This is a genomic window from Streptomyces sp. NPDC102402, from assembly GCF_044765765.1.
Classification (GTDB): domain Bacteria; phylum Actinomycetota; class Actinomycetes; order Streptomycetales; family Streptomycetaceae; genus Streptomyces.
The window spans coordinates 38,045-64,658 of record NZ_JBIWKR010000012.1; the positions used below are offsets into that span (position 1 = coordinate 38,045).

The 26,614-nt window shown below is 71.5% G+C and carries 25 protein-coding genes; 20 read left to right on the forward strand and 5 right to left on the reverse strand.

Annotated features, from left to right (window positions below; all coding sequences use genetic code 11):
- The first annotated feature begins 30 nt into the window (after nt 1-30).
- The 5 genes from aroH to der all read left to right on the forward strand — a co-directional run bounded on the left by aroH (nt 31) and on the right by der (nt 4,504).
- Nucleotides 31-393 carry a chorismate mutase gene (gene aroH, locus ACIRJR_RS28155; RefSeq protein ID WP_403785696.1) on the forward strand — a complete coding sequence of 121 codons (363 nt, stop codon included), beginning with the start codon at nt 31-33 and terminating at the stop codon, nt 391-393.
- Complete coding sequence (locus ACIRJR_RS28160) at nt 390-1,475, forward strand: prephenate dehydrogenase (protein WP_403785698.1); 1,086 nt, start codon at nt 390-392, stop codon at nt 1,473-1,475. The genes aroH and ACIRJR_RS28160 overlap by 4 nt, the downstream gene beginning before the upstream one ends.
- A 121-nt stretch (nt 1,476-1,596) precedes the next feature.
- Nucleotides 1,597-2,313: a (d)CMP kinase gene (gene cmk / locus ACIRJR_RS28165; RefSeq protein ID WP_403785700.1), complete on the forward strand. Its 717-nt coding sequence runs from the start codon at nt 1,597-1,599 to the stop codon at nt 2,311-2,313.
- Nucleotides 2,310-2,978 (forward strand): lysophospholipid acyltransferase family protein, encoded by a 669-nt coding sequence (locus ACIRJR_RS28170; RefSeq protein WP_403785702.1) that lies wholly within the window; start codon nt 2,310-2,312, stop codon nt 2,976-2,978. The genes cmk and ACIRJR_RS28170 overlap by 4 nt, the downstream gene beginning before the upstream one ends.
- 56 nt (nt 2,979-3,034) lie before the next feature.
- A complete protein-coding gene (gene der / locus ACIRJR_RS28175) occupies nt 3,035-4,504 on the forward strand; it encodes a ribosome biogenesis GTPase Der (RefSeq protein ID WP_403785704.1) in 1,470 nt (489 codons plus the stop codon).
- Nucleotides 4,505-4,652: 148 nt separating this feature from the next.
- Here the strand turns inward: der and ACIRJR_RS28180 are convergent, their stop codons facing one another.
- Entirely contained in the window at nt 4,653-4,958 is a 306-nt protein-coding gene (locus ACIRJR_RS28180; protein WP_403785706.1) for a hypothetical protein, read from the reverse strand.
- Nucleotides 4,959-5,095: 137 nt separating this feature from the next.
- Entirely contained in the window at nt 5,096-5,878 is a 783-nt protein-coding gene (locus ACIRJR_RS28185) for a hypothetical protein (protein WP_403785708.1), read from the reverse strand.
- Nucleotides 5,879-6,178: 300 nt separating this feature from the next.
- Between ACIRJR_RS28185 and ACIRJR_RS28190 the strand changes: the two genes are divergently transcribed.
- Both ACIRJR_RS28190 and ACIRJR_RS28195 read left to right on the forward strand, forming a co-directional pair.
- Nucleotides 6,179-7,459, forward strand: coding sequence for a glycosyltransferase family 4 protein (locus ACIRJR_RS28190; protein WP_403785710.1), 1,281 nt, complete (start codon nt 6,179-6,181; stop codon nt 7,457-7,459).
- Between the two features lie 431 nt (nt 7,460-7,890).
- Nucleotides 7,891-8,106 (forward strand): I78 family peptidase inhibitor, encoded by a 216-nt coding sequence (locus ACIRJR_RS28195; protein WP_403785712.1) that lies wholly within the window; start codon nt 7,891-7,893, stop codon nt 8,104-8,106.
- Between the two features lie 97 nt (nt 8,107-8,203).
- Here ACIRJR_RS28195 and ACIRJR_RS28200 read toward each other — a convergent pair whose 3' ends face one another.
- Nucleotides 8,204-9,244 carry a phosphatase PAP2 family protein gene (locus ACIRJR_RS28200; RefSeq protein ID WP_403785714.1) on the reverse strand — a complete coding sequence of 347 codons (1,041 nt, stop codon included), beginning with the start codon at nt 9,242-9,244 and terminating at the stop codon, nt 8,204-8,206.
- Nucleotides 9,245-9,725: 481 nt separating this feature from the next.
- Between ACIRJR_RS28200 and ACIRJR_RS28205 the strand changes: the two genes are divergently transcribed.
- Both ACIRJR_RS28205 and ACIRJR_RS28210 read left to right on the forward strand, forming a co-directional pair.
- A complete protein-coding gene (locus ACIRJR_RS28205; RefSeq protein WP_403785716.1) occupies nt 9,726-11,432 on the forward strand; it encodes an MFS transporter in 1,707 nt (568 codons plus the stop codon).
- An 89-nt stretch (nt 11,433-11,521) separates the two neighbouring features.
- On the forward strand, nt 11,522-12,751 hold the full coding sequence (locus ACIRJR_RS28210; RefSeq protein WP_403785718.1) for an acyl-CoA dehydrogenase family protein: 1,230 nt from the start codon (nt 11,522-11,524) through the stop codon (nt 12,749-12,751).
- A 21-nt stretch (nt 12,752-12,772) separates the two neighbouring features.
- Here the strand turns inward: ACIRJR_RS28210 and ACIRJR_RS28215 are convergent, their stop codons facing one another.
- Nucleotides 12,773-13,213 carry a cell division protein SepF gene (locus ACIRJR_RS28215; RefSeq protein ID WP_103517051.1) on the reverse strand — a complete coding sequence of 147 codons (441 nt, stop codon included), beginning with the start codon at nt 13,211-13,213 and terminating at the stop codon, nt 12,773-12,775.
- 310 nt (nt 13,214-13,523) lie between these two features.
- Between ACIRJR_RS28215 and ACIRJR_RS28220 the strand changes: the two genes are divergently transcribed.
- Nucleotides 13,524-14,714, forward strand: coding sequence for a DUF5685 family protein (locus ACIRJR_RS28220; RefSeq protein ID WP_403785721.1), 1,191 nt, complete (start codon nt 13,524-13,526; stop codon nt 14,712-14,714).
- A 17-nt stretch (nt 14,715-14,731) separates the two neighbouring features.
- Here the strand turns inward: ACIRJR_RS28220 and ACIRJR_RS28225 are convergent, their stop codons facing one another.
- The gene (locus tag ACIRJR_RS28225; RefSeq protein ID WP_403785723.1) at nt 14,732-15,670 is read right to left on the reverse strand and encodes an ABC transporter substrate-binding protein; all 939 of its coding nucleotides are present in this window, start codon (nt 15,668-15,670) and stop codon (nt 14,732-14,734) included.
- Nucleotides 15,671-16,121: 451 nt separating this feature from the next.
- Here ACIRJR_RS28225 and ACIRJR_RS28230 point away from each other — a divergent pair, with 451 nt between their 5' ends.
- The 10 genes from ACIRJR_RS28230 to ACIRJR_RS28275 all read left to right on the forward strand — a co-directional run bounded on the left by ACIRJR_RS28230 (nt 16,122) and on the right by ACIRJR_RS28275 (nt 26,594).
- Complete coding sequence (locus ACIRJR_RS28230; RefSeq protein WP_403785725.1) at nt 16,122-16,988, forward strand: amino acid ABC transporter permease; 867 nt, start codon at nt 16,122-16,124, stop codon at nt 16,986-16,988.
- Nucleotides 16,985-18,826, forward strand: a complete 1,842-nt coding sequence (locus ACIRJR_RS28235) for an FAD/NAD(P)-binding protein (protein WP_403785727.1) — start codon at nt 16,985-16,987, stop codon at nt 18,824-18,826. The genes ACIRJR_RS28230 and ACIRJR_RS28235 overlap by 4 nt, the downstream gene beginning before the upstream one ends.
- Before the next feature lie 41 nt (nt 18,827-18,867).
- On the forward strand, nt 18,868-19,770 hold the full coding sequence (locus ACIRJR_RS28240) for an amino acid ABC transporter permease (RefSeq protein ID WP_403785729.1): 903 nt from the start codon (nt 18,868-18,870) through the stop codon (nt 19,768-19,770).
- Between the two features lie 35 nt (nt 19,771-19,805).
- Nucleotides 19,806-20,558 (forward strand): amino acid ABC transporter ATP-binding protein, encoded by a 753-nt coding sequence (locus ACIRJR_RS28245; protein ID WP_403785945.1) that lies wholly within the window; start codon nt 19,806-19,808, stop codon nt 20,556-20,558.
- 30 nt (nt 20,559-20,588) lie between these two features.
- The gene (locus ACIRJR_RS28250) at nt 20,589-21,563 is read left to right on the forward strand and encodes an ABC transporter substrate-binding protein (RefSeq protein WP_403785731.1); all 975 of its coding nucleotides are present in this window, start codon (nt 20,589-20,591) and stop codon (nt 21,561-21,563) included.
- Between the two features lie 16 nt (nt 21,564-21,579).
- On the forward strand, nt 21,580-22,656 hold the full coding sequence (locus ACIRJR_RS28255) for an LLM class flavin-dependent oxidoreductase (protein ID WP_403785733.1): 1,077 nt from the start codon (nt 21,580-21,582) through the stop codon (nt 22,654-22,656).
- A gap of 5 nt (nt 22,657-22,661) precedes the next feature.
- Nucleotides 22,662-23,942 carry an NtaA/DmoA family FMN-dependent monooxygenase gene (locus ACIRJR_RS28260; RefSeq protein WP_403785947.1) on the forward strand — a complete coding sequence of 427 codons (1,281 nt, stop codon included), beginning with the start codon at nt 22,662-22,664 and terminating at the stop codon, nt 23,940-23,942.
- Between the two features lie 4 nt (nt 23,943-23,946).
- A complete protein-coding gene (locus tag ACIRJR_RS28265) occupies nt 23,947-24,753 on the forward strand; it encodes a DUF1684 domain-containing protein (protein WP_403785735.1) in 807 nt (268 codons plus the stop codon).
- A gap of 269 nt (nt 24,754-25,022) precedes the next feature.
- Nucleotides 25,023-25,925, forward strand: coding sequence for a S1 family peptidase (locus ACIRJR_RS28270; protein ID WP_403785737.1), 903 nt, complete (start codon nt 25,023-25,025; stop codon nt 25,923-25,925).
- A 189-nt stretch (nt 25,926-26,114) separates the two neighbouring features.
- Entirely contained in the window at nt 26,115-26,594 is a 480-nt protein-coding gene (locus ACIRJR_RS28275; RefSeq protein WP_403785739.1) for a hypothetical protein, read from the forward strand.
- Nucleotides 26,595-26,614: the final 20 nt, after the last annotated feature.

Below are 26,614 nucleotides of genomic sequence, written 5' to 3' on the forward strand. Positions count from 1 at the left end.
CACACAGCACGAGGCAACGAGGGGTACGACGTGGCGGTACGAGCAGTCCGTGGAGCCGTCCAGCTGGAGCGGGACGAAGCCGGTCACATGGACGAGCGGGTGAGCGCACTCCTCACCGAGGTCCTGGAGCGCAACCAGATCGTCGCCGACGACCTGATCAGCGTGTGGTTCACCGCCACCCCCGACCTGCACAGCGATTTCCCGGCGGCCGCCGCCCGGGGCCTCGGCATCGTCGACGTACCGCTGATCTGCGCCCAGGAGCTGGACATCACCGGGGCCATGCCCCGCGTCGTCCGCATACTCGCCCACGTGGAGACGTATCTCTCCAAGGCCGAGATCAGCCATGTCTACCTCGGCGCCACCGGCGCCCTCCGCAAGGACATCGCCCAGTGAGAACAGCCCTCGTCATCGGAACGGGCCTGGTCGGCACCTCCGCGGCCCTCGCCCTCGCCGGCCGCGGCATCCAGGTGTACCTGACCGACCGCGACGCGTCCTCGGCACGGACCGCGGCCGCGCTCGGCGCCGGTACGGACGAGGCGCCCGAGGGGCCCGTCGACCTGGCGATCGTCGCCGTACCGCCCGCCCACACCGCCTCCGTGCTCGCCACCGCCATGCGGGACGGGATCGCCCGCGCCTACCTCGACGTCGCCAGCGTCAAGGGCGGCCCGCGCCGTGAGCTGGAGGTGCTCGGCGCCGACCTCACGCCGTACATCGGCACGCACCCCATGGCCGGCAAGGAGCGCTCCGGGCCCCTCGCGGCCACCGCCGACCTCTTCGAGGGCCGTCCCTGGGTCCTCACCCCGACCCGGGAGACGGACACCGAGGTCCTCAACCTCGCCCTGGAGCTGGTCGCGCTCTGCCGCGCCGTCCCGGTCGTCATGGACGCCGACGCCCACGACCGAGCCGTCGCCCTGGTGTCCCACACCCCGCAGCTGATCTCCTCGATGGTCGCCGCCCGGCTGGAGGAGGCCGACGAGACAGCCGTACGCCTCTGCGGCCAGGGGATCAGGGACGTGACCCGCATCGCGGCCTCCGACCCCCGGATGTGGGTGGAGATCCTCTCCGCCAACCCCGGCCCGGTCGCCGACGTACTGGCCGGCGTGGCCACCGACCTGGACGAGACGGTCCGGGCGCTGCGCGGCCTGCAGTCCGCCGACGAGGACGAGCGCCGCACGGGCACCGCCGGCATCCAGGACGTCCTGCGCCGCGGCAACGCGGGCCGCGTCAGGGTCCCCGGCAAGCACGGGGCCGCCCCGGCGTCGTACGAGGTCGTCGCCGTGCTCATCAGCGACCGGCCGGGCGAGCTCGCCGCGATCTTCGCCGACGCGGGGAAGGCCGGCGTCAACATCGAGGACGTCCGCATCGAGCACGCCACCGGCCAGCAGGCCGGACTCGTCCAGCTGATGGTCGAGCCGAGCGCGGCCCCCGCGCTGAGCGCGGCCCTCAGCGAGCGCGGCTGGTCGATCCGCCCGTAGGAGCCCTCCGGGACGGGCCCGGAGGCAGGGGTGCAAAGGCGCTTCGCGCACTCGGTAACCTTGTGGGGAGGGCGCCCCGGTCTGCCCTGCCCCGCTCCGCCCGCCCCCGTGTACCAGGAAGGTGTCCACCACCGTGGAAACCGTAAGCGCCGCCGCCCGGACCGCCCCGGCCGCAGTGATCGTCGCCATCGACGGCCCCTCCGGCACCGGCAAGTCGAGCACCTCCAAGGCCGTCGCCGCCCAGCTCGGCCTGAGCTACCTGGACACCGGCGCCCAGTACCGGGCGATCACGTGGTGGATGCTGAACAACGGCATCGACGTGCGGAACCCGGCCGAGATCGCCACGGCCGCCGCCAAGCCGGTCATCGTCTCGGGCACGGATCCGTCCGCCCCGACGATCACCGTCGACGGCGAGGACGCCTCGGGCCCGATCCGCACCCAGGAGGTCACCTCCCAGGTCAGCGCCGTCAGCGCCGTCCCCGAGGTGCGCGCCCTGATCACCGAGCTGCAGCGCTCGATCGCCGCGGAGGCCGAGCGCGGCATCGTCGTCGAGGGCCGCGACATCGGCACCACCGTGCTGCCCGACGCCGACATCAAGATCTTCCTGACCGCGTCCCCGGAGGCGCGCGCCGCACGCCGCAGCGGTGAGCTCAAGGGCTCCGACCTCGCCGCCACCCGGGAAGCACTGGTCAAGCGGGACGCGGCCGACTCCGGCCGCAAGACCTCGCCGCTGGCCAAGGCCGGCGACGCCGTCGAGGTGGACACCACCGAGCTGACCCTCGCGCAGGTCATCGAGTGCGTCGTCACCCTCGTCGGGGAGAAGCAGGCCGCGAAGTGACCGAAGCCACCGCCGCGCCGACGCTGCGCGGAGCGGCCATCGGGCGCGGCATCGGCATCGGGCTCATGTACGGGCTGTTCAGGCCCCGTGTGCTCGGCGCGTGGCGGGTCCCCACCACGGGACCCGTCATACTCGCGGTGAACCACGCGCACAATCTCGACGGACCGATGCTGATGGGCACCGCGCCCCGGCCCGTCCACTTCCTGATCAAGAAGGAGGCGTTCGTCGGCCCCCTCGACCCGTTCCTGCGCGGAATCGGGCAGCTGAAGGTGGACCGCACGACCGTCGACCGCACGGCCATCACGCAGGCACTCGGCGTGCTGGACGACGGAGGCGTCCTCGGGATCTTCCCCGAGGGCACCAGGGGCGAAGGCGACTTCGCCTCCCTGCGTGCGGGGCTCGCGTACTTCGCGGTGCGCGGCAGGGCACCCATCGTCCCCGTCGCGGTCCTGGGAAGCACGGAGGGCCGCGGACGGTTGACAAGGGCACTGCCTCCGCTGCGCAGCCGGGTCGACGTCGTCTTCGGCGACGCCTTCCAGGCCGGTGACGGCAGCGGGCGGCGCACGAGGAAGGCGCTGGACGAGGCCACGGTCCGGATCCAGGGCGAGCTGACCGCGCACCTGGAGAACGCCAGGCGCCTCACCGGGCGCACTGTTAAGACTTGAGTAGTGGGCCGCGCCATCGTGGCCCATCGATGATGATGCAAAGAGGAACGGACTTCATGAACGACCAGATTCACTCCGGCGGCTCGGACCACGAGCACGGAGCACTTGGCGATGCCGAGTACGCGGAGTTCATGGAGCTCGCCGCGCAGGAGGGGTTCGACCCCGAGGAGGTCGAGGGCGCGATCGGTGAGGCCGGTCACGGCCCGCTTCCCGCGCTCGCCGTCGTCGGCCGCCCGAACGTCGGCAAGTCGACCCTGGTGAACCGGATCATCGGCCGCCGCGAGGCCGTCGTCCAGGACAAGCCCGGCGTCACCCGTGACCGCGTCAGCTACGAGGCCGAGTGGGCGGGCCGCCGCTTCAAGGTCGTCGACACCGGCGGCTGGGAGCAGGACGTGCTGGGCCTCGACGCCTCCGTCGCCGCCCAGGCCGAATACGCCATCGAGACCGCCGACGCGGTCGTCTTCGTGGTCGACGCCACCGTCGGCGCCACCGACACCGACGAGGCCGTCGTCAAGCTGCTGCGCCGCGCCGGCAAGCCCGTCGTCCTGTGCGCCAACAAGGTCGACGGACAGAGCGGCGAGGCCGACGCCACCGCGCTCTGGTCGCTGGGCCTCGGTGAGCCGCACCCGGTCTCCTCCCTGCACGGCCGGGGCACCGGCGACATGCTGGACGCCGTCCTGGAGGCCCTGCCCGAGGCTCCCGCGCAGTCCTTCGGCACCGCGCTCGGCGGCCCCCGCCGCATCGCGCTCATCGGCCGCCCCAACGTCGGGAAGTCCTCGCTCCTCAACAAGGTGGCCAACGAGGACCGTGTCGTCGTCAACTCGCTCGCCGGCACCACCCGCGACCCGGTCGACGAGCTGATCGAGCTCGGCGGCGTCACCTGGAAGTTCATCGACACGGCCGGCATCCGCCGCAAGGTGCACCTCCAGGAGGGCGCGGACTACTACGCCTCGCTGCGCACCGCGGCCGCCGTGGAGAAGGCCGAGGTCGCCGTCATCCTGATCGACTCGAGCGAGTCGATCAGCGTCCAGGACCAGCGGATCGTCACGATGGCCGTGGAAGCGGGCCGTGCGATCGTGCTCGCCTTCAACAAGTGGGACACCCTCGACGAGGAGCGCCGCTACTACCTGGAGCGCGAGATCGAGACGGAGCTCGCGCAGGTCGCGTGGGCCCCCCGCGTCAACGTCTCGGCCGTCACGGGCCGCCACATGGAGAAGCTGGTCCCGGCGATCGAGACCGCGATCGAGGGCTGGGAGACCCGTATCCCCACCGGAAGGCTGAACGCCTTCCTCGGCGAGATCGTCGCCTCCCACCCGCACCCGGTACGCGGCGGCAAGCAGCCCCGCATCCTCTTCGGCACCCAGGCGGGCACCAAGCCGCCGAGGTTCGTGCTCTTCTCGTCAGGCTTCCTGGAGCACGGCTACCGCCGCTTCGTCGAGCGCCGTCTGCGCGAGGAGTTCGGCTTCGAGGGCACGCCGCTGCACATCTCGGTGCGGGTGCGCGAGAAGCGCGGCCGCAAGAAGTAGGCAGCCCCACGGCGAAGCCCCGGACCCCCGCACGGAGCGGGTGGTCCGGGGCTTCGCCGTATACGTCAGCCGCCCGTATACGTCACTCGCCCGTGCAGGGCAGCCGCCCGTACACGTCAGGCGCCCGTGTCGTCAGGCGCCCGTGTCGTCAGGCGTCCGTGGACCCGGGCGGCAGCGCCGCAGGCCGGGCGCGCCCGGCGTGACGTCCGACCCGCTGCCAGGAACCGGGGTTGCCCCCGCCCCCGCCGTGGCTTCCCTGGGCGTTCGCCGCCGTACGGGGGTTCAGCGGTGCACGGCTGCCGAACATCCCGATACCGAACGTTCTGAAGCCGAGATTCTCCTCACCCGTGCGGTCCCCGGGAAGCGCCCGGAACGATCGCCTGTACTCGGAGTACAGGGCGTCGTAGATCGGGGTGGGGGACTTGCCGCCCGAGGGGTCCTGCGACGGGCGCATGGCCGGGATCGGGGTCTGCTGCTGGCGAGGAGGGTCGTATGAGTGCACGTAGGTGCCAACGACCTCACCGCCCGTCGGATGCGGGCCGGAGGGAGAAAACGCTGTTCGGCGGGCAGAGGGGCGCGGCACGGGCACGCTCAGGTCCCGGCCAGCGGCATCGTCGCGGCGACCAGGAGGCCGTTGACCGCGGCCTTGTCCAGCGCGTCACGGAGCAGGTCCTCGCGCGGCTGCTGGCCGATGGAACCGGCGGGCGCGGCGAAGACCAGCACGCTCTGCGCCTTGTTCGCGGCCGTCCGCCAGCCCTCGGTGACCTGGAGCGGCTGGTGGGCCTGCCACCAGGCGACCGGGTTGCCACCGCCGGCGCCCGGCTGCAGCACGGCGTGCAGCTGGCCCATGGCGAGGAGGACGGACCAGCCGGGGAGCACCCCGGGCAGCCGGTTCAGGTGGGGCGTGGGCAGGAAGCCCTGCTCCAGCAGCAGTTGCAGGAACTGGTCGCCGCCGCTGCCGTCCGTGCCGGGCCGGGCGATCGGCCCCGTCGGCTCGACGACCAGAGCCGGGCGGAGGTCGTCCTCGATCAGGACGAGACCGCTGGTGATGCCGAGGACGGCCTGTTCGGGCATGAGGCCCTCCGGGTTCTGTGGCTCGCTGCCGGTGATGGACCGTACGGCGCCCTGGAGCTGGTCCTCCGCGACCTGGACGACCTGCGAGGGGATGCAGGTCGCGTGGGCGAAGGCGAGCACGGCGGTCTCGTCGCCCACGAAGAGCACCGTGCTGGTGCGCTCCTGGTCGGAATCGCCGGGGGTGCGGCACGAGGTGCAGTCGTAACTGCCTGGGGCACTGTCGCCGACGAGCAGCCGGTCGGCTTCGGCATCGCCGATCTCGGCGCGTACGTCCTCGCTGACGTCGAGCATGCGCGGCACGGGTGGCTCCTCGAACTCGGTGCGTGGGCCGGGCGGTTCCCGGCTCATGAAGAGACAACGGAAGACCCGGGGCCGGGGTCACGCGTGAATCGGGAGATTAAGCGCCGCGCCAGGTGGGCCGGGGGGCCCGAAGATCGGGCAAGTGAAGTGGAGGAGGAAATTCCGCGCCATGGCCCCTGTTGCACGCCCGTTCGTTCGAAACGTCACGGGTTTGTGCGACTCCTGTGCGAATGCTGTGCCGCCTTCTGACGGCACGTAAGGTCCGTTGCGGACCAGTCGAACAGGGGAAACGACTACGTAATGCACATTTCATTTCTGCTCCACAACGCGTACGGCATCGGGGGAACGATCCGTACCACCTTCACGCTCGCCGGAACCCTGGCGCAGCAGCACGACGTCGAGATCGTCTCCGTCTTCCGGCACCGCGACGACCCGAAGCTCGGGGCGCCGGCCGGTGTCCGGATGAGCCACCTCGTCGACCTGCGCAGGTCGAGCCCGGGATACGAGGGGGAGACCGCCGAACACGCCGTGCCCGCCTCGGTGTTCCCGCGGGGCGACACCAGGCACCGGCAGTACAGCAGGCTCACCGACAGCCGTATCGCGGCCCATCTGGGCGCGCTGGAGGCCGACGTCGTCGTGGGCACACGCCCCGGACTCAACGTCCACATCAGCCGGCAGGCGCGGCGCGGCCCGGTGAGGGTCGGCCAGGAGCACCTCACGCTCGAGAGCCATGGCTACCGGCTCCGCCGGGAGATAGGGCACCGGTACGCACTGCTCGACGCCGTCACGACCGTCACCGAGGCCGACGCCCGGGACTACCGCGCCAGGCTGCGGCTGCCGGGCGTGCGGATCGAGGTCATCCCGAACAGCGTGCCCGCCCCGGCCGGCCCGCCCGCCGGGTGCGACGCCAAGTACATTGTCGCGGCGGGCCGGCTGCACCGGGTCAAGCGCTACGACGTCCTGATCCGGGCCTTCGCCGAGGTCGCGGCGGTCCGCCCGGAGTGGCGGCTGCGGATCTACGGTGCCGGTGACGCGTCCGGCAACGAGCAGCGGCCGCTGCGCGCGCTCGTCGACGAGCTGGGCCTCCGGGAGCGGGTGCTCCTCATGGGGTCGGTCGACCCGATGGAGGCGGAGTGGCCCAAGAGCTCCATCGCCGCCGTCACCTCCGAGCGCGAGTCGTTCGGCATGACCATCGTGGAGGCGATGCGCTGTGGTGTGCCGGTGGTGGCGACCGACTGCCCCCACGGACCGGCCGAGATCATCGACGACGGCACGGACGGCCGGCTCGTGCCCCTCGGGGACACCGGCGCCTTCGCCAAGGCCCTGCTCGGCCTGATCGACGACGACGCCCTGCGGCGCCGGATGGGCCGTGCCGCGAGGATCTCCGCCGCGCGGTTCGATCCGGCACCGATCGCCGAGCGGCACGAGAGGCTCTTCGCGGAGCTGGCCGCGCGAGGCGGGGGGAAGGGCTCGCGGGGCGTACTGCGCGGCGCGGTCCACCGCTCACGGGGCAGCGTGCTCGACGGGGCGTATGCGCTGCGTGACAAGGCGGCGGGGGTGGTCCGCAGAGGGCGGGGCTGAGCCGGGGCGCCCGGACCGTGCGTCCGGGCGCCGTATCCCGGACCGTTGCATTCCGGATGGGGTGGCGGTGTCGGGGGCGCCGGGCCGGGGTTCCCCGGGTGGGGGCGGGGAAAGTAAGGCTCGCGTAAGTGCGGGTGAATTCCAGGTTGCGTACCCGTATATTCGCCTTTTCGGGCGGCCCCGGAAAAGGTGGATCCGGCCGATGTGCACGCGCCCGTAATTTCACTCGGGAGGGCCCTGGGCGGCCTTTTGCGGATAGTCACGCAATACGGGTCACCGGCCCTCCGGCAGCCCGTTCGGGTGAAGTGGCTCACGCGGGACTGCTGTGGTGATCCTGTGACACGAGCGTGACAGCGGAGGTACGGAGCACCGCCCCTGCTCCGCGGCGCCGCGGCTTCCGCCACGGCGCCCGGCGGCCTACGGTGAGACGTATGGCACCTGTACCGACTCCTTCCCTCCAGCCGGACGACACCCCCGACTCCTATGTCGGCCTCGATGCCGGGACCGCGGACCGGCAGGCCAGAGAGCGCGGCTGGAGCACCGTCCGGGCTCTCGCGCCGGGCACCGTCATCACCATGGAGTTCCGCGGCGGACGTATCAACTTCGAGGTGGACGACGAGACCGTGACCCGCTGCTGGGTCGGCTGAGGCCGGCCCCGACGGACGAGGGCCCCGACCGGAGTCGGGGCCCTCGTCGTGTGCGGGAGCGGCGATGCGATCCGTACCCGCAGGTGGAAGCGGCAGGTCAGGGGGCGACCGTCCCGCCCGCGACCGGGCGGGAGGGGCCCCCGCTGTTCCGCGGGGCGCGGTCCGCGTGCGGCGGGCGGCGCGAGACGCCCGGTGCCTGCGGCGTCCGCTCCGGGCGCGAGAGGTGCGCCTGGTGGGCCCTGGCCCGGCCGGCCGCACCCGGGTGACCCGCGGATCCCGCGGTCCCGGGCGCCGGGGCAGCGGCCTGCTGAGAGCTCTCGGCCGTCGCGGCCCCGCCGCTCAGCGCCTGCGGCAGCAGCACCGGCTCCGGCGCCACGGGGGCGGCCGGAACGGACGTCCGGTGCCGGCGACGGGCCCGCCACCGCTCGCGCAGCGAGAGGATCACGGCCTCGGCGCGTGTGATCAGCGGCTCGAACCAGGGCAGGGCCAGCAGGATCAGCAGACCGGCGGCCCAGCCCAGGAGGACGTCGCTGAGCCAGTGGGTGCCGATGTAGACGGTGGTGAGGCCCACGCCCAGCGAGACGAACGCGGAGAGGGCCGACAGATAGCGCCTGGCCCGTGGCGTGGTGGCCAGGTAGGCCAGGATTCCCCAGGTCACCACGGCGTTGGCGGTGTGTCCCGAAGGAAATATATCGCCGCCGGCGAAGAGCTCGGCCGAGCCGATCTGGGTGGCGTAGTGCGGGCCCAGCCGCCCCAGGCCGTACTTGACCGCGCCCACCGACACGTTGAGCAGCAGCAGGGAGGTGCCCAGCGTGAGCAGGGGCCGCAGCGTGTGCTGGCGCCAGGAGCGCCAGCCGAGCCAGGAAGCGACCATCACGGCCGTGGGGCCACGCTGGCCCAGCACGACGTAGTAGTCGAGGAAGGCGTGGAGTCCGGGCCACTGCTGGTAGGGCCGGAACAGCATGACCTTCCAGTCGAGGGTCACCAGCCAGGACGAGACGAGTACGGCAACGACGATGGCGAGATAGAACGCCAAAGTCCCGCCGAAGAGAGCGATGCGGTGACGGCTCATCCGCGGGGTCTCTATCTTCGGCGGTTCCGGCTCCCGGTCCAGACGGGCAAAGATGTCGGTACGCACGCAATGGACGTTACAGCGAGTGAGTGTGTGATCCGGCCGATCCCGCGTCTTTGTGATGACGATGTGATGTGGACTTTGTCTCAGCCAGGTATCCATTCGTGGTGTGCCGGGGAATGGTTTCGACCCGTCGGCTATTCGTTCCGGCCCTTATTCGTAGAAACGTTTGAGCGTCGACGAAATGGCGGAGGCGTGATCGCTCCGGGTGAGCGCGGGGCCATTCGGGTGACGCGCCGACCGGTGCGGGGCGGGGCGCCGAGGTACCGGCGTGGCGGTCCGGCCGTCACCCCGCGTACAGGGGGTGGAGTGGTGTACGCCACACCTGGTGGCCGGTGAACGTATGAACTGCACCACGCGTGACCACCAGGAACTCGCGTACTCTGACGGCTCACTCGCCCGTCGATGCCGGGCCCGGGGGGACACCGGCAGCCGGTTCCCCAGCGGGTCTGCCGAGCGCGAGGGACTCATTGTGGGAGGTACGTACATGACTGGGACGTCCACGGCCGTGAGCAGGCTGCGCGCAGCAGCCGACGATGCCAACCGCTGGGTCGTCCTGGTCGTCCTCTGCCTCAGTCTGCTGCTCGTCGCTCTCGACGCGACCGTGCTGCACGTCGCCGTTCCCGCCGTCACCGAGGACCTGCGGCCCAGCGCCGTCGGCCTGCTCTGGATCGTGGACGCCTATCCACTGGTCTGCGCCTCGCTGCTGATTCTCTTCGGCACGCTCGGTGACCGGATCGGCAGGCGGCGCGTCCTCCTCTTCGGCTACGCGCTCTTCGGGGTCGCCTCGGCGATCGCCGCGACGGCCGACTCGCCCGGCGTTCTGATCGCGGCACGGGCGATGCTCGGCGTCGGCGGCGCCATGATCATGCCGGCCACGCTGTCGATACTCCGCCAGGTCTTCCCCGACCGCCGCGAGCGGGCCATGGCCGTCGGCATCTGGACCGCGGTCGCCGCGGTCGGCGCCGCGACCGGTCCGGTCATCGGCGGCTTCCTCGTCGAGCACTACTGGTGGGGCTCGGTCTTCCTGATCAACATCCCGCTGATGGCGCTGATCCTCCCGCTCGCCCGATGGCTGCTGCCCGAGTCCCGCGGTGAGAACGACGGCCCCTGGGACGTCCTCGGCGCGCTGATGGCCGCCGCCGGTGTGCTCGGAGTCGTCCTCGGGATCAAGCGGATCGGCGGGGGAGAGGGGCTGCTGAACCCCGCCACGCTCGTTCCGCTGCTCGCCGGCGCCGCGCTGGTCACCCTCTTCGTGCGCAGGCAGAGGCGCCGCACACATCCGCTGATCGACATCGCCATGTTCTCCCGGCCCGCTTTCACCACCGCCGTCGGCTGCATCGTGCTGGCCATGCTGGCCCTGGTCGGCCTGGAGCTGATCGCGGTCCAGTACCTCCAGCTGGTCCTGGACCTGAGCCCGCTGGAGACGGGTCTGCGGCTGCTCCCGCTGACCTTCGCCGCGATGGCGGCCGGGGCCACCGGTTCGCACACGCTCAGCCGCGTCGGTCCGCGCCGGATGGTCGCCTGGGGCTTCGTGCTCACGGCGGCCTCCGTGCTCCTGCTGACCCTGATGGGCCAGCACGACCGCCCCGTACTGCTCACCTCCGGTTTCGTCCTGCTGGGCTTCGGGTTGCAGTCCACCCTGTTCGGGGCGTACGAGTCGATGCTGAGCGAGGCCCCCGCCGAGCGGGCGGGCGGCGCGGCGGCGATCGGCGAGACCTCCTACCAGCTGGGAGCCGGCCTGGGGATCGCGCTGCTCGGCAGTGTCATGAACGCCGCCTACGCACCTGGGCTCTCCCGGCTCCGGGAGGAGGGGGTGCCGGCCTCGGCGGGGTCCGCAGCGTCGCACTCCCTGGGCGAGGCCTACCAGGTGGCCGGCCGGCTGGGCGGCCCCATGGGTGATCTGCTGCGGAACACGGCCCGGCACGCCTTCGTCGACGGTCTGCACGTCACCCTGATGGTCAGTGCGGCCCTGCTGCTGCTCGGGGCGCTGGCGGCGCTGCGCCTGCCGCGCGTCATGGACTGTCCGCCGCTCAAGGGCGTCCGCGGTGAGCAGGAGGCCGCCGTGCCGGACCCCGCCGTACCCGCCTCCCGCCGCCGGTCCGGCTCATCGGACGCCCCCGGGCACCGGGTTCCTCTCCCCGCCCGCCGCGCACCCGCCGAGGCCGCCGGCTCTGGACGGGCCGCACGCTGAGCCGTAACGTCGGCACGGCGCCGTAACTACCACTGCTAGTTTTAGTACCGTGGCGCGTTTCTGTACCGTGCGAGCCGCCGGAGGCACTCATGTCCACCACCGAGTCCGCGAAGCCCTCGAAGCCGATGAGGGTGCCGCCCTTCGATCCGGGTGACCCCCTCGGCATCGACGACCTCCTCGGCCCCGAGGACCTCGCGATCCGCGACACCGTGCGCACCTGGGCCGCCGACCGGGTCCTCCCGCACATCGCCGAGTGGTACGAGAACGGCGAGCTCCCCGGCATCCGCGAGCTGGCCCGGGAGCTGGGCTCACTCGGAGCGCTGGGCATGTCCCTGCAGGGGTACGGCTGCGCCGGGGCGAGTGCCGTCCAGTACGGCCTGGCCTGCCTGGAGCTGGAGGCCGCCGACTCGGGTATCCGCTCCCTGGTCTCCGTCCAGGGCTCCCTCGCGATGTACGCCATCCACCGCTTCGGATCCGAGGAGCAGAAGCAGCGCTGGCTGCCCGGCATGGCTGCCGGGGAGACCATCGGCTGCTTCGGCCTCACCGAGCCGGACCACGGCTCGGACCCCGCCGGGATGCGGACGTACGCCCAGCGGGACGGCGAGGACTGGGTCCTCAGCGGCCGCAAGATGTGGATCACCAACGGATCGGTGGCCGGGGTCGCCGTCGTCTGGGCGCAGACCGACCAGGAGGGCGGCGGATCGGGGATCCGCGGATTCGTCGTACCGACGGACAGTCCCGGTTTCTCCGCACCGGAGATCACCCACAAGTGGTCGCTGCGCGCCTCGGTCACCAGCGAGCTGGTCCTGGACGGCGTGCGGCTGCCCGCCGACGCGGTCCTGCCGGGCGCCACCGGGCTGCGCGGCCCGCTCAGCTGTCTCAGCCACGCCCGCTACGGCATCGTCTGGGGGGCCATGGGTGCCGCTCGGGCGAGCTTCGAGGCGGCTCTGGACTACGCCAGGTCACGCGAGCAGTTCGGCAGGCCGATCGGCGGTTTCCAGCTCACCCAGGCGAAGCTCGCGGACATGGCCCTGGAACTCCACAAGGGCATCCTGCTCGCCCACCATCTGGGCCGCCGGATGGACGCGGGAAGGATCCGCCCGGAGCAGGTCAGCTTCGGGAAGCTCAACAACGTGCGGGAGGCGATCGAGATCTGCCGCACCTCGCGCACGATCCTGGGCGCCAACGGGATCTCGCTGGAGTACCCGGTGATGCGGCACGCGACGAACCTGGAATCGGTGCTCACCTACGAGGGCACCGTGGAGATGCACCAGCTGGTGCTGGGCAAGGCGCTCACCGGCCTGGACGCATTCCGGTAGGACGTTCCGGCGAGCGCCTGCTCAGCTCTGGTTGAAGAAGCCGTCGGCCGGCCGGCCGACGGCTTCGCCGTTCACCACCTGGGTGTGGGCGGGGGTCAGCAGGAACACTCTGGTGGCCACGCGCTCGATGGAGCCCCGCAGCCCGAAGGTCAGTCCCGCGGCGAAGTCCACGACGCGCTTCGCGTCGGTGGGATCCATGGCGGTGAGGTTGACGATCACCGGGACGCCGTCCCGGAAGAGCTCTCCGATGCCGCGTGCGTCCCGGAAGCTGTCCGGGGTGACGGTGGCGATCCGACGGCCCTTGTCCTCGGCCTTCTCGGATGCCACCTGCACCCGGGGGTCGGTCACCCATGGCTGATGCGTGCCGGTCTCAGCATCCTCGGAGTACTCGTCGTCGTAGTACCGCTCGTCGTTGTCCTCCACGAGGCCCAGCCAGGCACTCGCCTTGCGCACCGATCCCATGGACGCCTCCTCTCACCGCGGTTCGTTGGTGTTCCGCATGTCTTTCCTATCCCTATGGTCGTCCATGATGCGGATACAGCGCCAAGGGGATAGTCGCCGCGCAGGCGATTCGTGACGCTACTGGTGCAGAACATGTGGCGATTCGTCAGGGTACCTACCTCGTAGGAGGGCTTGCGGAACGAAAATATGATTCTCCCGTCCGTACGGGTGATCTGAGGGGCGGACGGGTGAACGGATCGCTCGGTACGATGCTCGCCGCGTAAGTGCATGAGCCCGGCTCGTGCAGGTGAACGGCTCCCGGGGGATCGTCGTGTTCGGAATCGTGAGGCCCTGTACCCATCGGCTGTCCGAAGGGCTCAAGGCGGAGTGGATGGCTCATCTCTGCGGGCTCTGTCTCGCTCTTCGCGCGGACCACGGGCAGTTCGCTCGTGTCGTGACGAACTATGACGGCCTCATCGTCTCGGTCCTGACGGAGGCTCAGTCCGAGCGCTCCGCGGGACAGAGGCGCACCGCCGGCCCGTGCCCGCTGCGCTCGATGCGTACGGCCCCGGTCGCGCGGGGTGAGGGGGCCAGGCTCGCCGCCGCCGTGTCGCTCGTGCTGGCGTCCGCGAAGGTGCGCGACCATGTGGCCGACCGCGACGGTCTGTTGAAGCGGCGCCCGGTGGCCGCCGCCGCTCGCCGGGTCGCCGCGGGCTGGGACAGGGCGGGGGCGCGCACCGGCGCCGAGCTCGGCTTCGACACCGCGGTCCTGGTGGACGCCGTCGACCGGCAGACCGGCATCGAGTCACTCGCCGGGCCGGGGACCTCCCTGCTGACGGTCACCGAGCCGACCGAGACGGCGACCGCCGCGGCCTTCGCGCACACCGCCGTCCTCGCGGGCAGGCCGCGGAACGCCGAGCCGCTCGCCGAGGCGGGACGGCTCTTCGGCCGGCTCGCCCATCTGCTGGATGCCGTGGAGGACCTCGAAGCTGACGCGGCGTCGGGTGCCTGGAACCCGCTCACAGCGACCGGCACACCACTGGAGGAGGCCCGCCGCCTCTGCGACGACGCGCTGCACGGCGTGCGCCTCGCGATGCGCGACGCGGAGTTCGACGACGGCGCGCTGGCCCACGTGCTCCTCGTGCACGAGCTGCGGCGTTCCGTGGACAGGGCCTTCGGACCCGCCCCGTGCGCACACCGGCACGGCGGGCAGCCGTCGGGCTCCTTCGGCCCGGCGCCCGGCAACCCGTACGCGCCGACGCCGGGGGGACCCTCCGGTCCGCCGCTCCCGCCCGAGCCCCCGCGCAACCGGCGCGGCCTCATCGCCGGCTGCCTGGTCTGGGCCGGTCTCGCCTGCACCTGCCAGATGTGCTGCTCCGGCAGCTTCAACGACCCGTGGACCGGTCAGGAGCGCGAAGGCCTCTGCCACAAGTGCGACTGTGGGGACTGCTGCGAGGCCTGTGACTGCTGCGGCAACTGCTGCAGCTGCGGCGAGGGCTGCGACTGCGGGTGCGACTGCTGACCGGGCGCCGGCCGGACTCAGCCGATCTCGGGAGGTGAGATCCGCGACGTCTCGATCGCCGACTCGGACGTGCCCCACTTCTTCAGGATGCGGTCGTAGGTCCCGTCCTCCTTCAGGCCGTTGACCGCCGCCTGGAAAGCCGGTGCCAGGGGGGTGCCCTTCCTGAAGGCGAAGCCGACGTCGAGCCGCTTGTACTCGTTGAGGAAGCGCAGCCCCTCCTGCTGGGTCACGGCGTAGCGCAGTCCGTTGATCGTGGACATCAGGACGTCGCTGCGGCCCTGCTGGAGAGAGATCCAGACGGCGGCCTGGTCGGCGTACGTCTTGACCTCGTACGCCTTCCTGCCGGCGTCGGCGCACAGGTGCTTGTTCTCCTCAAGGGTCGCCTCGAAGGTGGTTCCGGCGCCGGTGCCGACGGTGAGGCCGCAGAGCTGGGTGAGATCGGTGACCTTCTCCAGGCCGCTGTCCTCCCGGACGGCGAAGCCCTGCCCGTCGTTGATGTACGTGACGAAGTCGATGGTCTTCCTGCGTTCGTCCGTCACCCCGAAGTTGCCCGTGCCCAGGTCGTACTTGCCGCTGCCGAGTGCCGGCAGGATCGCCTCGAAGGAGGCGACCTCCCGCTTCAGCTTCAGTCCGAGCTTCCTGGCGACCGCGTCCGCGAAGTCGATGTCGGCACCCGCGAGTGTCCTGCCGTCCTCCTGGTAGAACGCCCCGGGCGGAGCGCCGACGCTCGACGCGAGGGAAAGGGTGCCCGAGGCGCGCACCTGCCCCGGCAGCAGTTTCGCCGCGTCGTCACTCTTCCTCACCGACGAGACCACGTCGGTCGTCGGGGTGTTCCCCTTGCCCGCTGGTCCCGCCCCCGCCGGCGCTGCCGCGGGGTCACCCGATCCGCAGGCGGTGAGCGAGAGGGCGGCCACGGTGATCAGCGCGAAGGCAGCGGTCTGCCGGGTTCTGGGCATGGCGGAGTTTCTCCGGGTTCGTCGACCGCGCCCCGGTGCCTGGGCGGCACGGGGCGTCGGGGCGGGAGATCAGCTGTACGAGGGGAGGGCGGAGCGATGTCGTGTACGTGAAGGAACGCAGGGAAGGCCGCTCCAGCGCCGGCAGGGGCGCGAGCGGGAAGAACGGAGACGCAGGGGGGTCAGCTCAACAGGAACAGGACCACACGCGACCGAAGTCGATGTGGGAGCGGGTGACCAGCCACAGCTGCGAATACATGGCCCAAGTGGAGCAGGCATCCGGTTGTGCGTCAACCGGCATGAGACGTACGGCTCATACTGTGGACAAGCTTGACAACGTGACCGGGGTGGCGCTTTTCTCGGAGGCGGACCGGCGCTGAGGGGCCCGGTCCACGTTGTGTTACGCGCTGAAGGCACGCCCCGTGTTCGATCTCTGCATCCACGGAGCCTTCGCATGTCCGCGCAGACAGAAATTTCTTCCCCGCCCCTCTCGTCCCCGCCGGGCGGACATACCGGGGGGCCCGCCCCGCGCATCGTCCCCGTACGCCGAACCGGCCGGTGGGCGGCGGCAGTCGTCGTCCTCCTCCTCCTCGCCGGCGCCCTGGTCTCCGTCGTCCGCAACGACGCCTTCCAGTGGGACGTCGTGGGCCGGTACCTCACGACCGACTCCGTACTGAGGGGCCTCGGCCTCACCCTCTGGCTCACCGGCCTCGTCATGGCGCTCGGCTTCGCCCTCGGCGCACTGCTCGCGGTGTGCAGGCTCTCCGGCAACCCCGTTCTGCGGGCCGTGAGTTGGGGCTACATCTGGCTCTTCAGGTCCACACCGATCCTGGTCCAGCTGCTCTTCTGGTTCAACATCGGCGCCCTCTACCCGCAGATCCTGGGCGTCGACACGGTCAACCTCCTCGGCCCGGTCACCGTCGCAGTCATCGGACTCACGCTCCACGAGGCCGCGTACGCCGCCGAGGTGGTCCGCGGCGGCATCCTCTCCGTCGAGCGCGGCCAGCTGGAGGCCGCCCAGTCGCTCGGCCTCCGGCCCTGGCGCCGGCTCCGGCGGATCGTGCTGCCGCAGGCCATGCGCTCCATCATCCCGCCCGCCGGGAACATGCTGATCGGGACGCTCAAGGGCACCTCGATCGTCAGCATCATCGCCGTGCAGGACCTGCTGTACTCCGTGCAGCTCGTCTACCACCGCACCTACGAGGTCATCCCGCTGCTGCTGGTCGCCACCCTCTGGTACGTGGCGGTCACCTCGCTCCTGTCCATCGGCCAGTACTACGTCGAACGCCACTACGCACGCGGCACGGCGGGCGCGCGGTGAGCGCCGGACCGACGCTCGTCGTCATCGGGGCCGGACCGCGCGGCACCGGTGTCATCGAGCGAATAGCCGCCAACGCCGCCGAGCTGTACGGGGGCCGGCCCCTGGACATCCACCTCGTCGATCCGTACCCGCCGGGCGGCGGACGGATCTGGCGGGAGGACCAGTCCCCGTTGCTCTGGATGAACTCCATGGCCGAGGACGTCACCATGTTCACCGACGACACGGTCCTGCTGGACGGCCCGGTCCGCCCGGGCCCCGCCCTCCACACCTGGGCGGCGGACGTCCGTGAAGGGCGGACCGTCATCCGGACCGACCCCGGGATCCTGGCGGAGGTCCACGCCCTCGGAGGCCAGGACTTCCCCAGCCGGCGGCTGCAGAGCGCCTACCTGCGCTGGGTGTACGAGCGGACGCTCGCCGCCCTCCCGCCCGGCATCACCGTCCACGAGCACACCGGACACGCCCTGTGCGTCTCGGGACCTCCTGACGGCCGGCAGCGTGTCGGGATCCAGGGGCGCGCCGAACCGCTCGACGCCGACCTCGTCGTCCTCGCCGTCGGCCACCTCGACGCCGAACCGGACGCCGGCCAGCAGGAACTGGCGGCCTTCGCCGCGCGCCACGGGCTGGTCCACCTGCCGCCCGGCTTCACCGCCGACACCGACCTGACGGCCCTGCCCGCGGGAGAACCCGTCCTCGTGCGCGGCTTCGGCCTCGCCTTCATCGACCTGATGGTGCTGCTCACCGAAGGCCGCGGCGGGCGCTACGAGGACGGGGTCTACATCCCCTCCGGCAAGGAGCCCGTCCTGTATGTCGGGTCGCGGCGGGGCGTCCCGTACCACTCCAAGATCGGCTACTCCCTGGAGGGTGAACGGCCGCCCCTGCCACGGCACTTCGGAGCCGACCAGGCGGACGAGATCCTGGGCCGCCCTGGCCCCCCGGACTTCCGGCGCGACCTCTGGCCGCTGGTCGCCAAGGAGCTCGGCCACGCCCACTACCACCGGCTCCTCACCGCCCATCCCGAGCGCACCGCCGTGGACCTGAGCGACTTCGAGGAGGATTACGCCGTCGCCGCGCCCGGCAGCCCCGAGCTCGCGGCCCTCGTCGCCTCCGCCGTCCCCGACCCCGCGGACCGGCTCGACCTCGATGCCCTCGACCATCCACTCGACGGGGTGCGCCACGCCTCGTACGACTCGCTGCAGGACGGGCTGCGCGCCTACATCACCGCCGACCTCGAACGCCGGCACGACCCCCGGCACAGCCCTGACCTCGCCGTCTTCCTCGGGCTGCTCTCCGTCTACGGGCAGTTGACCCGCTTCGGCGACATCGGCGAGCGGTGGCACGGCTTCTTCAGCTACCTCGCATCCGGGCCGCCCGGGCCCCGGCTTCGCCAGCTCCTCGCCCTCTCGCGGGCCGGGGTCGTACGCTTCCTCGGCGCCGGAATGACCGTCGAGGCCGACGAGGAACACGGCGTCTTCCGTGCCCGCGGCACCACCGTCCCCGGCGCGTCCACCGAGGCCCGCGCCCTGGTCGAGGCCCGGCTGCCCGACCCCTCGCTGCGAACGACGCGCAGCCGGCTGCTGAGCGGGCTGTACGAGGACGGCGCGGCCGGCACCGGCACCGGGCTGCTCTCCGTCGACCCAGCCGACGGCCGGATCCTGGACCGCGAAGGACGCCCCCATCCGCGCCGCTTCGCCCTCGGCCCCTACACCACCGCGCGCTCCAGCGGGGCCTTCACCCGGCCGCGCACCGGTGGCCCGGCCTTCCGGCAGAACGACGCGACCGCCCGCACGGCGCTCGCGTTCCTGCGCGACCTCTCCTGTCGGGACCGCGTCACCGCCTGAGTGCGCCCCCGTCCGTGCCACTGCCCGAAGGAACCCCCGACATGTCGCTGACCAGCGATCCTCCCGTCCGTCCACCGGCCCGGCCCGCCCCCGGCGAGGAGCACGTCCTCCAGGAGTACGCGGCCCTGACCGTCGTCCCCGTACGCCACCCGTGGCGCTGGGTGGCCGTCGCGGCCACGGCCGTGCTGCTCGCCCAGTTCCTGAACGGCCTGATCACCAACCCCGGCTGGGAATGGGACGTCTTCGCCCGCTTCGTGACCACCGAGACCATCCTCCGGGCCGTATGGGTCACCCTGCAGCTGACCTTCTACGGCACGGTGATCGGCTTCGCGCTCGGCATCGTCCTCGCCTTCATGCGGCTGTCCGCGAGCCCGTTCCTCAGGGCGGTCTCGTACGCGTACATCTGGGCGTTCCGCTCGATACCGCTCATCGTCCAGCTGCTGTTCTGGTTCAACCTGGCGTACCTCTACAAGGAGCTCGAATTCGGCATCCCGTTCGGGCCCGGATTCGTCACCTTCGACACGATGGAGCTCGTCGGGGCCATGAGCGCCGCCGTCCTCGGGCTCGCCCTGCACCAGGCGGCGTACGCGGCGGAGATCGTCCGCGGCGGCGTACTGGCGGTGGACGGCGGCCAGTTGGAGGCGGCCGCCGCGCTGGGCATCCCGCGGCTGCGGCAGCTGCGGCGGATCGTGCTGCCGCAGGCGATGCGCTCCATCCTGCCGAACGCCGCCAACGAGATCATCTCCCTCTTCAAGGGCACCTCGATCGTCTCCGTGATGGCGATCGGCGAACTCTTCTACCAGGTCCAGGTCGTGTACGGGCGCAACGGGCGGGTGGTGCCCCTGCTCATGGTCGCCACGGTCTGGTACATCCTCCTGACCACCGCGCTCTCCGTCCTCCAGTACTACGTCGAACGTCACTACGCCAAGGGGGCCGTGCGATGAGCGCACCCACAGAAGAAGTCACCGGACCCGACGCCATGGTCGAGATCCGTTCCGTGCACAAGAGCTTCGGTCCGCTCGAAGTGCTCCGCGGCATCGACCTGTCAGTGCGCGCCGGAGAGGTGACCGTCGTCCTCGGCCCCTCCGGGTCCGGGAAGTCCACCCTGCTACGCACCATCAACCACCTGGAGAAGGTCGATCAGGGCTGGATCAGCGTCGACGGCACGCTGGTCGGCTACCGCAGGTCCGGCGACAAGCTGTACGAGCTCCGGGAACGCGAGGTCCTGCGCCAGCGCACCCGGATCGGCTTCGTCTTCCAGAACTTCAACCTCTTCCCCCATCTGACCGTCCTCGAGAACGTCATCGAGGCCCCGATCGCCGCCCTCGGCCGTCCCCGCAAGGACGCCGTCGCCGCGGCGGAGAAGCTCTTGGCCCGCGTCGGGCTCGCCGACAAGGCGGGGGCCTACCCCAAGCAGCTCTCCGGAGGCCAGCAGCAGCGTGTCGCGATCGCGCGCGCTCTCGCCCTGGAACCGAAACTGCTGCTCTTCGACGAGCCGACCTCCGCGCTCGACCCCGAGCTCGTCGGCGAGGTCCTCGACGTCATCAAGGACCTGGCCCGCGGAGGCACCACGATGATCGTCGTCACCCACGAGATCGGCTTCGCCCGCGAGGTCGCCGACACCGTCGTCTTCATGGACGAGGGACGGATCGTCGAGCGGGGCACGCCCGCCGACGTACTCGACCGCCCGGTCCAGGAACGCACCCGCGCCTTCCTCTCCAAGGTCCTCTGAGCCGTGTCCCCGCAATCAAGGAGCAGCCACGTGTCCGTCCGCCGCGCCCTCACCGTCGCCCTGGCCACGCTCACCGCCGCCGGGCTCCTCACCGCCTGCGGCAGCAGCGACGCGGCCGAGGACGTGATCCGCCCGAGGGGACAGAAGGACACGGGTATCAACATCGGCCCCCACCAGGACCGGATCAGGGGCAGGAAGGTGGACTCCATCGCCGCCGGGGTGCCGGCCGCCGTCCGCGAACGCGGCACGCTGCGGCTCGGCGCGAGCGCCGATGCCTCGCCACCGCTCGGCTTCTACGCGACCGACGACAGGACCCGGATCGGCAGCGAGATCGACCTCGCGACCTTGATCGCCGACACCCTGGGCCTGGAGCCGGAGTTCGAGGAGGTCTCCTGGGAGAACCTCTTCGTCGGTCTCGACAGCTCCAAGTTCGACGGGGTCCTCTCCAACGTCACCGTGACCGAGGAGCGCAAGGAGAAGTACGACTTCGCGACCTACCGGCTCGACAACATCGCCTTCGAGGCCGCGAAGGGATCCGGCTGGAAGGTGGACGGCCCCTCCGACGTGGCGGGGAAGACCATCTCGGTCTCGTCCGGCACCAACCAGGAGAAGATCCTCGTCGACTGGAGCGAGGAGAACGTCCGGGCGGGCCGCGAGCCGGTGGACATCAAGTACTTCCAGAAGGACACCGACTACTACCTGGCCCTCCGGTCCGGCCGCATCGACGCCCACCTCGGCCCGAGCCCCTCCGCCAACTACCACGTGGCCTCCGCCGGGCAGTCCGAGATCATCGGCACGCTCTCGGGGGGCGGTGACGGCGTTCAGGGGAAGATCGCCGCCACCACGAAGAAGGGCAGTGGTCTGGCGGAGGCGTACGGCGCCGCGATCGACCACATCATCCAGGACGGGTCGTACGCCAAGGTGCTGAAGCGCTGGGGCCTGTCCGACGAGGCCGTCGAGAGGTCGGAGATCAACCCGCCCGGCCTCCCCAAGACCGAGAACTGACCCCGAGAGGTCCCGCATGTCCGCCATCAGGCCACTCCACCTCGCCGCCGAGATCGGCGGCCCCCCGCGCTACGACGCGGCCTCCCACGTCGCGCTCGCCCGGCTTGCCGAAGGGGGTGCGCTCGACTACGTCACCCTGAACGACTCCTTCGCCCGCCCCGGCCCCGACGCCCTCGCCGTACTGGCCCGGGTCGCCCCGGCCACGACCCGGATCGGCCTCGTACCGACCGTCACCACCACCCACACCGAGCCCTTCCACGTCTCGTCCGCCGTCGCCACACTCGACTGGGTCAGCAAGGGCCGGGCCGGCTGGCACGCCGACGTGTCGACGACCGAGGCCGAGGCCCGGCTGTTCGGCCGCCGCGCCGCCGCACCCCCTGCCGCGCTGTGGCACGAGGCGGGGGAGGTGGCCGACGCGGGGGCACGGCTCTGGGACAGCTGGGAGGACGACGCCGAGATCCGGGACGTCGCCACCGGCCGCTTCGTCGACCGCGACAGACTCCACTACGTCGACTTCGAGGGCAGCACCTTCTCCGTCCGGGGCCCGGCCATCGTGCCCCGGCCGCCGCAGGGCCGGCCCGTCACCGTCATCGACGGCACGAGCGGACCGGCCAGGGAGCCCGCCGCGCGCCACGCCGACGTCGTCCACGTACGGGCCACCTCGCCCGAACAGGCGGCCGTGCTCGCGGACGAGCTGCGCCGCGGCGCAGCCGCCCACGGCCGGGACCCCGACAGCCTGCGGGTCCTGGTCTCCCTCACCGTCGACCTCGGGGACGCCGAGACGACGCCCGAACCGGGGCTGGAGAGCGGTCCGCAGCTCGCCGGGCGGGGAACCTACTTCCGCGGAGGCCCGGTCGACCTCGCCGAACTCATCACCCGGTGGCACCGGGGCGGCGCCGTCGACGGCTTCCACCTCACGCCCGTCACACCGGAGCGCGACCTCGAACGGATCGTCAACGGCACCGTGGCCCTGCTCCAGCACCGCAGCCTCTTCCGCACTTTCTACCCGGGCGGCACCCTTCGCGAGCACCTGGGCCTGAGCAGGCCGGCCAACCGTTACGCGTCCGCGAGGACAGCAGGGGGGACCTCATGAAGCAGATGCATCTCGCCGCCCACTTCCCAGGCGTCAACAGCACCACCGTGTGGACCGACCCCCGCTCCCGGAGCCAGATCGACTTCAGCTCCTTCGAACACCTCGCCAGGACCGCCGAACGCGGACGGTTCGACTTCTTCTTCCTCGCGGAAGGGCTCCGGCTGCGCGAGCACAACGGCCGGATCCACGACCTGGACGTCGTGGGCCGGCCCGAGTCCCTCACCGTGCTCAACGCCCTGGCCGCCGTCACCGAGCGCCTCGGGCTCGCCGCCACGGTCAACGCCACCTTCAACGAGCCCTACGAACTCGCCCGCCGCCTCGCCACGCTCGACCACCTCAGCGCGGGCCGTGCCGCATGGAACGTGGTGACCTCGTCGGACGCCTTCACCGGGGAGAACTTCCGCCGCGGCGGCTACCTCGACCGGGCCGACCGGTACACCCGGGCCGCAGAGTTCGTGGCAGCCGCCCGGGAGCTGTGGGACTCCTGGACGCCGGACGGCACGTCCCGGCCGTTCGCCCACTCCGGGCCGCAGTTCGACATCGCCGGGGAGTTCACCGTCCCCCGCTCACCTCAGGGGCACCCGGTCGTCATCCAGGCGGGGGACTCCGCGGAGGGCCGGGAGTTCGCCGCCTCCACCGCCGACGTCATCTTCACCCGGCACGGCACCCTGGAGGCCGGCCAGGAGTTCTACGCGGACGTCAAGGGGCGTCTGGCGAAGTACGGCAGGCAGCCCGACGACCTGAAGATCATGCCCGGTGTCACCGTCGTACTCGGCGACACCGACGCGGAGGCCCAGCAGAACGCCGCAGAGATCCGCACCCAGCAGGTCTCGCCGCAGAACGCCATCCTCGCGCTCGAACAGGTCTGGGGCCGCGACCTCTCCTCGTACGACCCCGACGGCCCCCTCCCCGACATCGATCCGGTCCCCGGGTCGAGCCTGGTCCAGGGCAGGGTGAGGGTCGCGGACCCCCTCTCCGTGGCCGCCGAGTGGCGTGCGCTCTCGGAGGCCAAGGGCCTCTCGATCCGCCGGACGGTCATCGAGTCCACAGCCCGGCAGTCCTTCATCGGGTCCCCGGAGACGGTCGCCGCCGAACTGGCGAGGTTCGTCGCCGTCGACGCGGCCGACGGCTTCATCCTCGTACCGCACCTGACCCCGGGCGGCCTCGACGGGTTCGTCGACCGGGTCGTCCCGCTGCTCCAGGAGCGTGGAGCCTTCCGCTCCGAATACACCGGGTCCACGCTGAGGTCGCACCTCGGCCTGGCCGAGCGGGTATGGAAGGGTTGACCGCATGAGCACGGACGCACAGCAGGACAGCGAGGATTTCCACGCCTGGCAGCGCTGGCACGAGGGGCGCATCGTCGCCGTCGCAGCGCCGCACGGCCCGCTCTCCCTCACCGGTACGCACTGGCTCGCCGACCATCCGGAGGGTCGAATTCCGGCCGTCCCCGGGCTGTGGCGGGAACAGGGCGACGAGGTGCTCCTCACCGCCGCCCCCGAGGACGGGCTGACCGTCGACGGGAAGCCCTTCACAGGAGAGATCCGGCTCGGCGCCGACCGCGGTCCCATCGACGCCTCCCGGGTGTCCCACGGGGAGCGCCGGCTGGTCGTGCTGAGCAGGGAAGGACTCTGGGCGGTAAGGGACTTCGACCCGGGGTCCCCGGCCCGGCACGCCTTCCGGACCATCGACGCCACCCCGTACGACCCGAAGTGGTCGCTGGAGGGCACCTTCCGCCCGTACGGCACCGACCGGACCGTCCGCGTCGGGAACGCCGACGGGCGCGAGCGTGGACTGGGGCTCTCCGGCGAGATCGCCTTCACCGTGGACGGGCGCGAGCACACCCTCCAGGTCGCCGTCGAACCCGACGCTTCGCTCTGGGCCGTCTTCGCCGACGCCACCAGCGGTGACAGCAGCTACCGGTTCCGCTTCCTGCGGCCGGCCGCACCCGACCGCGAGGGCAGGGTGCGGGTCGACCTGAACCGCGCCCTGCTGCCGCCGTGCGCCTTCGCCGACCATTTCATCTGCCCCTTCCCGCCACCGGGGAACACCCTGACGGTGGCCGTCCCGGCGGGGGAGCGGAACCGTATCGACGGCTGACCCGTCCCATCCGGGACACGAGGGCCGAGCACACCGGCCCCAGCAGCCCCAGGGCTGCCGGGGCCGGCTTCGGTGTGCGCGGAAACGGCCGAAAACGCTCCCTTGCGCGGCCGGTTGAGGCCCTCGATACTCCCGATCAGCGCTCGTCAGGAGCACGACGCATCCGGAATTCGACCGTCTTCCGGACCGCACCGGCGCCCCATGACCGCGCCTCACGGGTCCGGCCACCCCACAGTCGGGCCCCCGATTCCCCTCGGGAGGAACGTAAAGTGAGGATCAAGCGCACCAACCCCCGCACCGACAGCGCAGGAAGACGCAGGCGGATCACCGCCGTCTCCGCCGGTCTCGTCGCCGTCGCAGCCCTCGCGGTCCCGGCGGCCAACGCCGAGCAGTCCGGAACGTACAGCGCCGGCCAGCTCAGCGCGGCGGGAGAAGCCGTACTCGACGCCGACGTCGCCGGCACCGCCTGGAACGTCGACCCGGCGACCGGCCGGCTCGTCGTCACCGTCGACAGCACCGTCTCGCAGACGGAGATCAAGCAGATCAAGCAGTCCGCCGGAGCCAACGCGGGCGCCCTGCGCATCGAACGCACCCCCGGGAAACTCAGCAAGCTGATCTCGGGCGGTGACGCCATCTACGCATCGAGCTGGCGCTGCTCCCTCGGGTTCAACGTCCGCAGCGGCAGCACCTACTACTTCCTGACCGCCGGCCACTGCACCGACGGAGCCGGGACCTGGTGGTCGAACTCCGCCAGGACCACGGTCCTCGGCACCACGACGGGCTCCAGCTTCCCGACCAACGACTACGGCATCGTGCGCTACACCAACACCTCGGTCACCAAGTCCGGCACCGTCGGCAGCCAGGACATCACCAGTGCGGCCAACGCCACCGTCGGCATGTCCGTCACCCGCCGGGGCTCCACCACCGGCACCCACAGCGGCTCCGTCACCGGCCTCAACGCCACGGTCAACTACGGCGGCGGGGACATCGTCTACGGCATGATCCGCACCAACGTGTGCGCCGAACCCGGCGACTCCGGCGGCCCGCTCTACTCGGGCACCCGGGCGATCGGCCTCACCTCGGGCGGCAGCGGCAACTGCAGCTCCGGTGGGACGACGTTCTTCCAGCCGGTCACCGAGGCGCTGAGCGCGTACGGCGTCAGCGTGTTCTGACTCCGGCCGGTTCACCTCCGCACTCCTGTGAGCCCCCGCCGATCCCCGGCGGGGGCTCCCGTTCGGCCCATGGCTTTTGAGAGGATGTCGGAGACGGCCGGTCGCACAGGCACCACGGGGGGGCGGACGCTGTGCCCGTTCGGAGGCCTGCCTCCGGAAGCCCCCGCAGACACCAGGGGGTTCCAGTCCGTGAAACGCATCGGTGTGACCGGCCACCGCTCCATCCCCCAGGAGCTCCACGCGCACGTGCGGGAGGAGCTGAGGGCCGCTCTGTGCGGACACGCGGGCTCCCTGGAGGCGCTCTCCAGCCTGGCGGTGGGGGCCGACCAGCTGTTCGCCGACCTGGCCCTGGCCCACGGGGCGGAGCTGACCGTGGTCATCCCCAGCGGGGACTACGAGTCCGGTTTCGCCGACGAGTCCGAGCTCGCGGGCTACCGCGCGCTCAGGGCGCGGGCCGCACGCGAGGTCCGGCTCGACTTCCCGCACTCCACCGACGAGGCCTACTACGCGGCGGGCACCTACATCGCGGACCACTGCGACCGGCTGATCGCGGTCTGGGACGGCAGGCCCGCGCGGGGCCTCGGAGGCACCGGAGACATCGTGACGTACGCCCGCAGCCTCGGGCGGCCGGTCACCGTCATCTGGCGCGACGGTGTGGAGCGCGGCTAGCGCCTCGCTCGACGGCGTGG

What these genes read in the sequence shown, in the direction of transcription:
- der (WP_403785704.1), top strand. Translation starts at nt 3,035, where the DNA reads ATGAACGACCAGATTCACTCCGGCGGCTCGGACCACGAGCACGGAGCA.
- ACIRJR_RS28180 (WP_403785706.1), bottom strand. Translation starts at nt 4,958, where the DNA reads ATGCGCCCGTCGCAGGACCCCTCGGGCGGCAAGTCCCCCACCCCGATC.
- ACIRJR_RS28190 (WP_403785710.1), top strand. Translation starts at nt 6,179, where the DNA reads ATGCACATTTCATTTCTGCTCCACAACGCGTACGGCATCGGGGGAACG.
- ACIRJR_RS28195 (WP_403785712.1), top strand. Translation starts at nt 7,891, where the DNA reads ATGGCACCTGTACCGACTCCTTCCCTCCAGCCGGACGACACCCCCGAC.
- ACIRJR_RS28205 (WP_403785716.1), top strand. Translation starts at nt 9,726, where the DNA reads ATGACTGGGACGTCCACGGCCGTGAGCAGGCTGCGCGCAGCAGCCGAC.
- ACIRJR_RS28210 (WP_403785718.1), top strand. Translation starts at nt 11,522, where the DNA reads ATGTCCACCACCGAGTCCGCGAAGCCCTCGAAGCCGATGAGGGTGCCG.
- ACIRJR_RS28215 (WP_103517051.1), bottom strand. Translation starts at nt 13,213, where the DNA reads ATGGGATCGGTGCGCAAGGCGAGTGCCTGGCTGGGCCTCGTGGAGGAC.
- ACIRJR_RS28225 (WP_403785723.1), bottom strand. Translation starts at nt 15,670, where the DNA reads ATGCCCAGAACCCGGCAGACCGCTGCCTTCGCGCTGATCACCGTGGCC.
- ACIRJR_RS28230 (WP_403785725.1), top strand. Translation starts at nt 16,122, where the DNA reads ATGTCCGCGCAGACAGAAATTTCTTCCCCGCCCCTCTCGTCCCCGCCG.
- ACIRJR_RS28240 (WP_403785729.1), top strand. Translation starts at nt 18,868, where the DNA reads ATGTCGCTGACCAGCGATCCTCCCGTCCGTCCACCGGCCCGGCCCGCC.
- ACIRJR_RS28245 (WP_403785945.1), top strand. Translation starts at nt 19,806, where the DNA reads ATGGTCGAGATCCGTTCCGTGCACAAGAGCTTCGGTCCGCTCGAAGTG.
- ACIRJR_RS28255 (WP_403785733.1), top strand. Translation starts at nt 21,580, where the DNA reads ATGTCCGCCATCAGGCCACTCCACCTCGCCGCCGAGATCGGCGGCCCC.
- ACIRJR_RS28260 (WP_403785947.1), top strand. Translation starts at nt 22,662, where the DNA reads ATGCATCTCGCCGCCCACTTCCCAGGCGTCAACAGCACCACCGTGTGG.
- ACIRJR_RS28265 (WP_403785735.1), top strand. Translation starts at nt 23,947, where the DNA reads ATGAGCACGGACGCACAGCAGGACAGCGAGGATTTCCACGCCTGGCAG.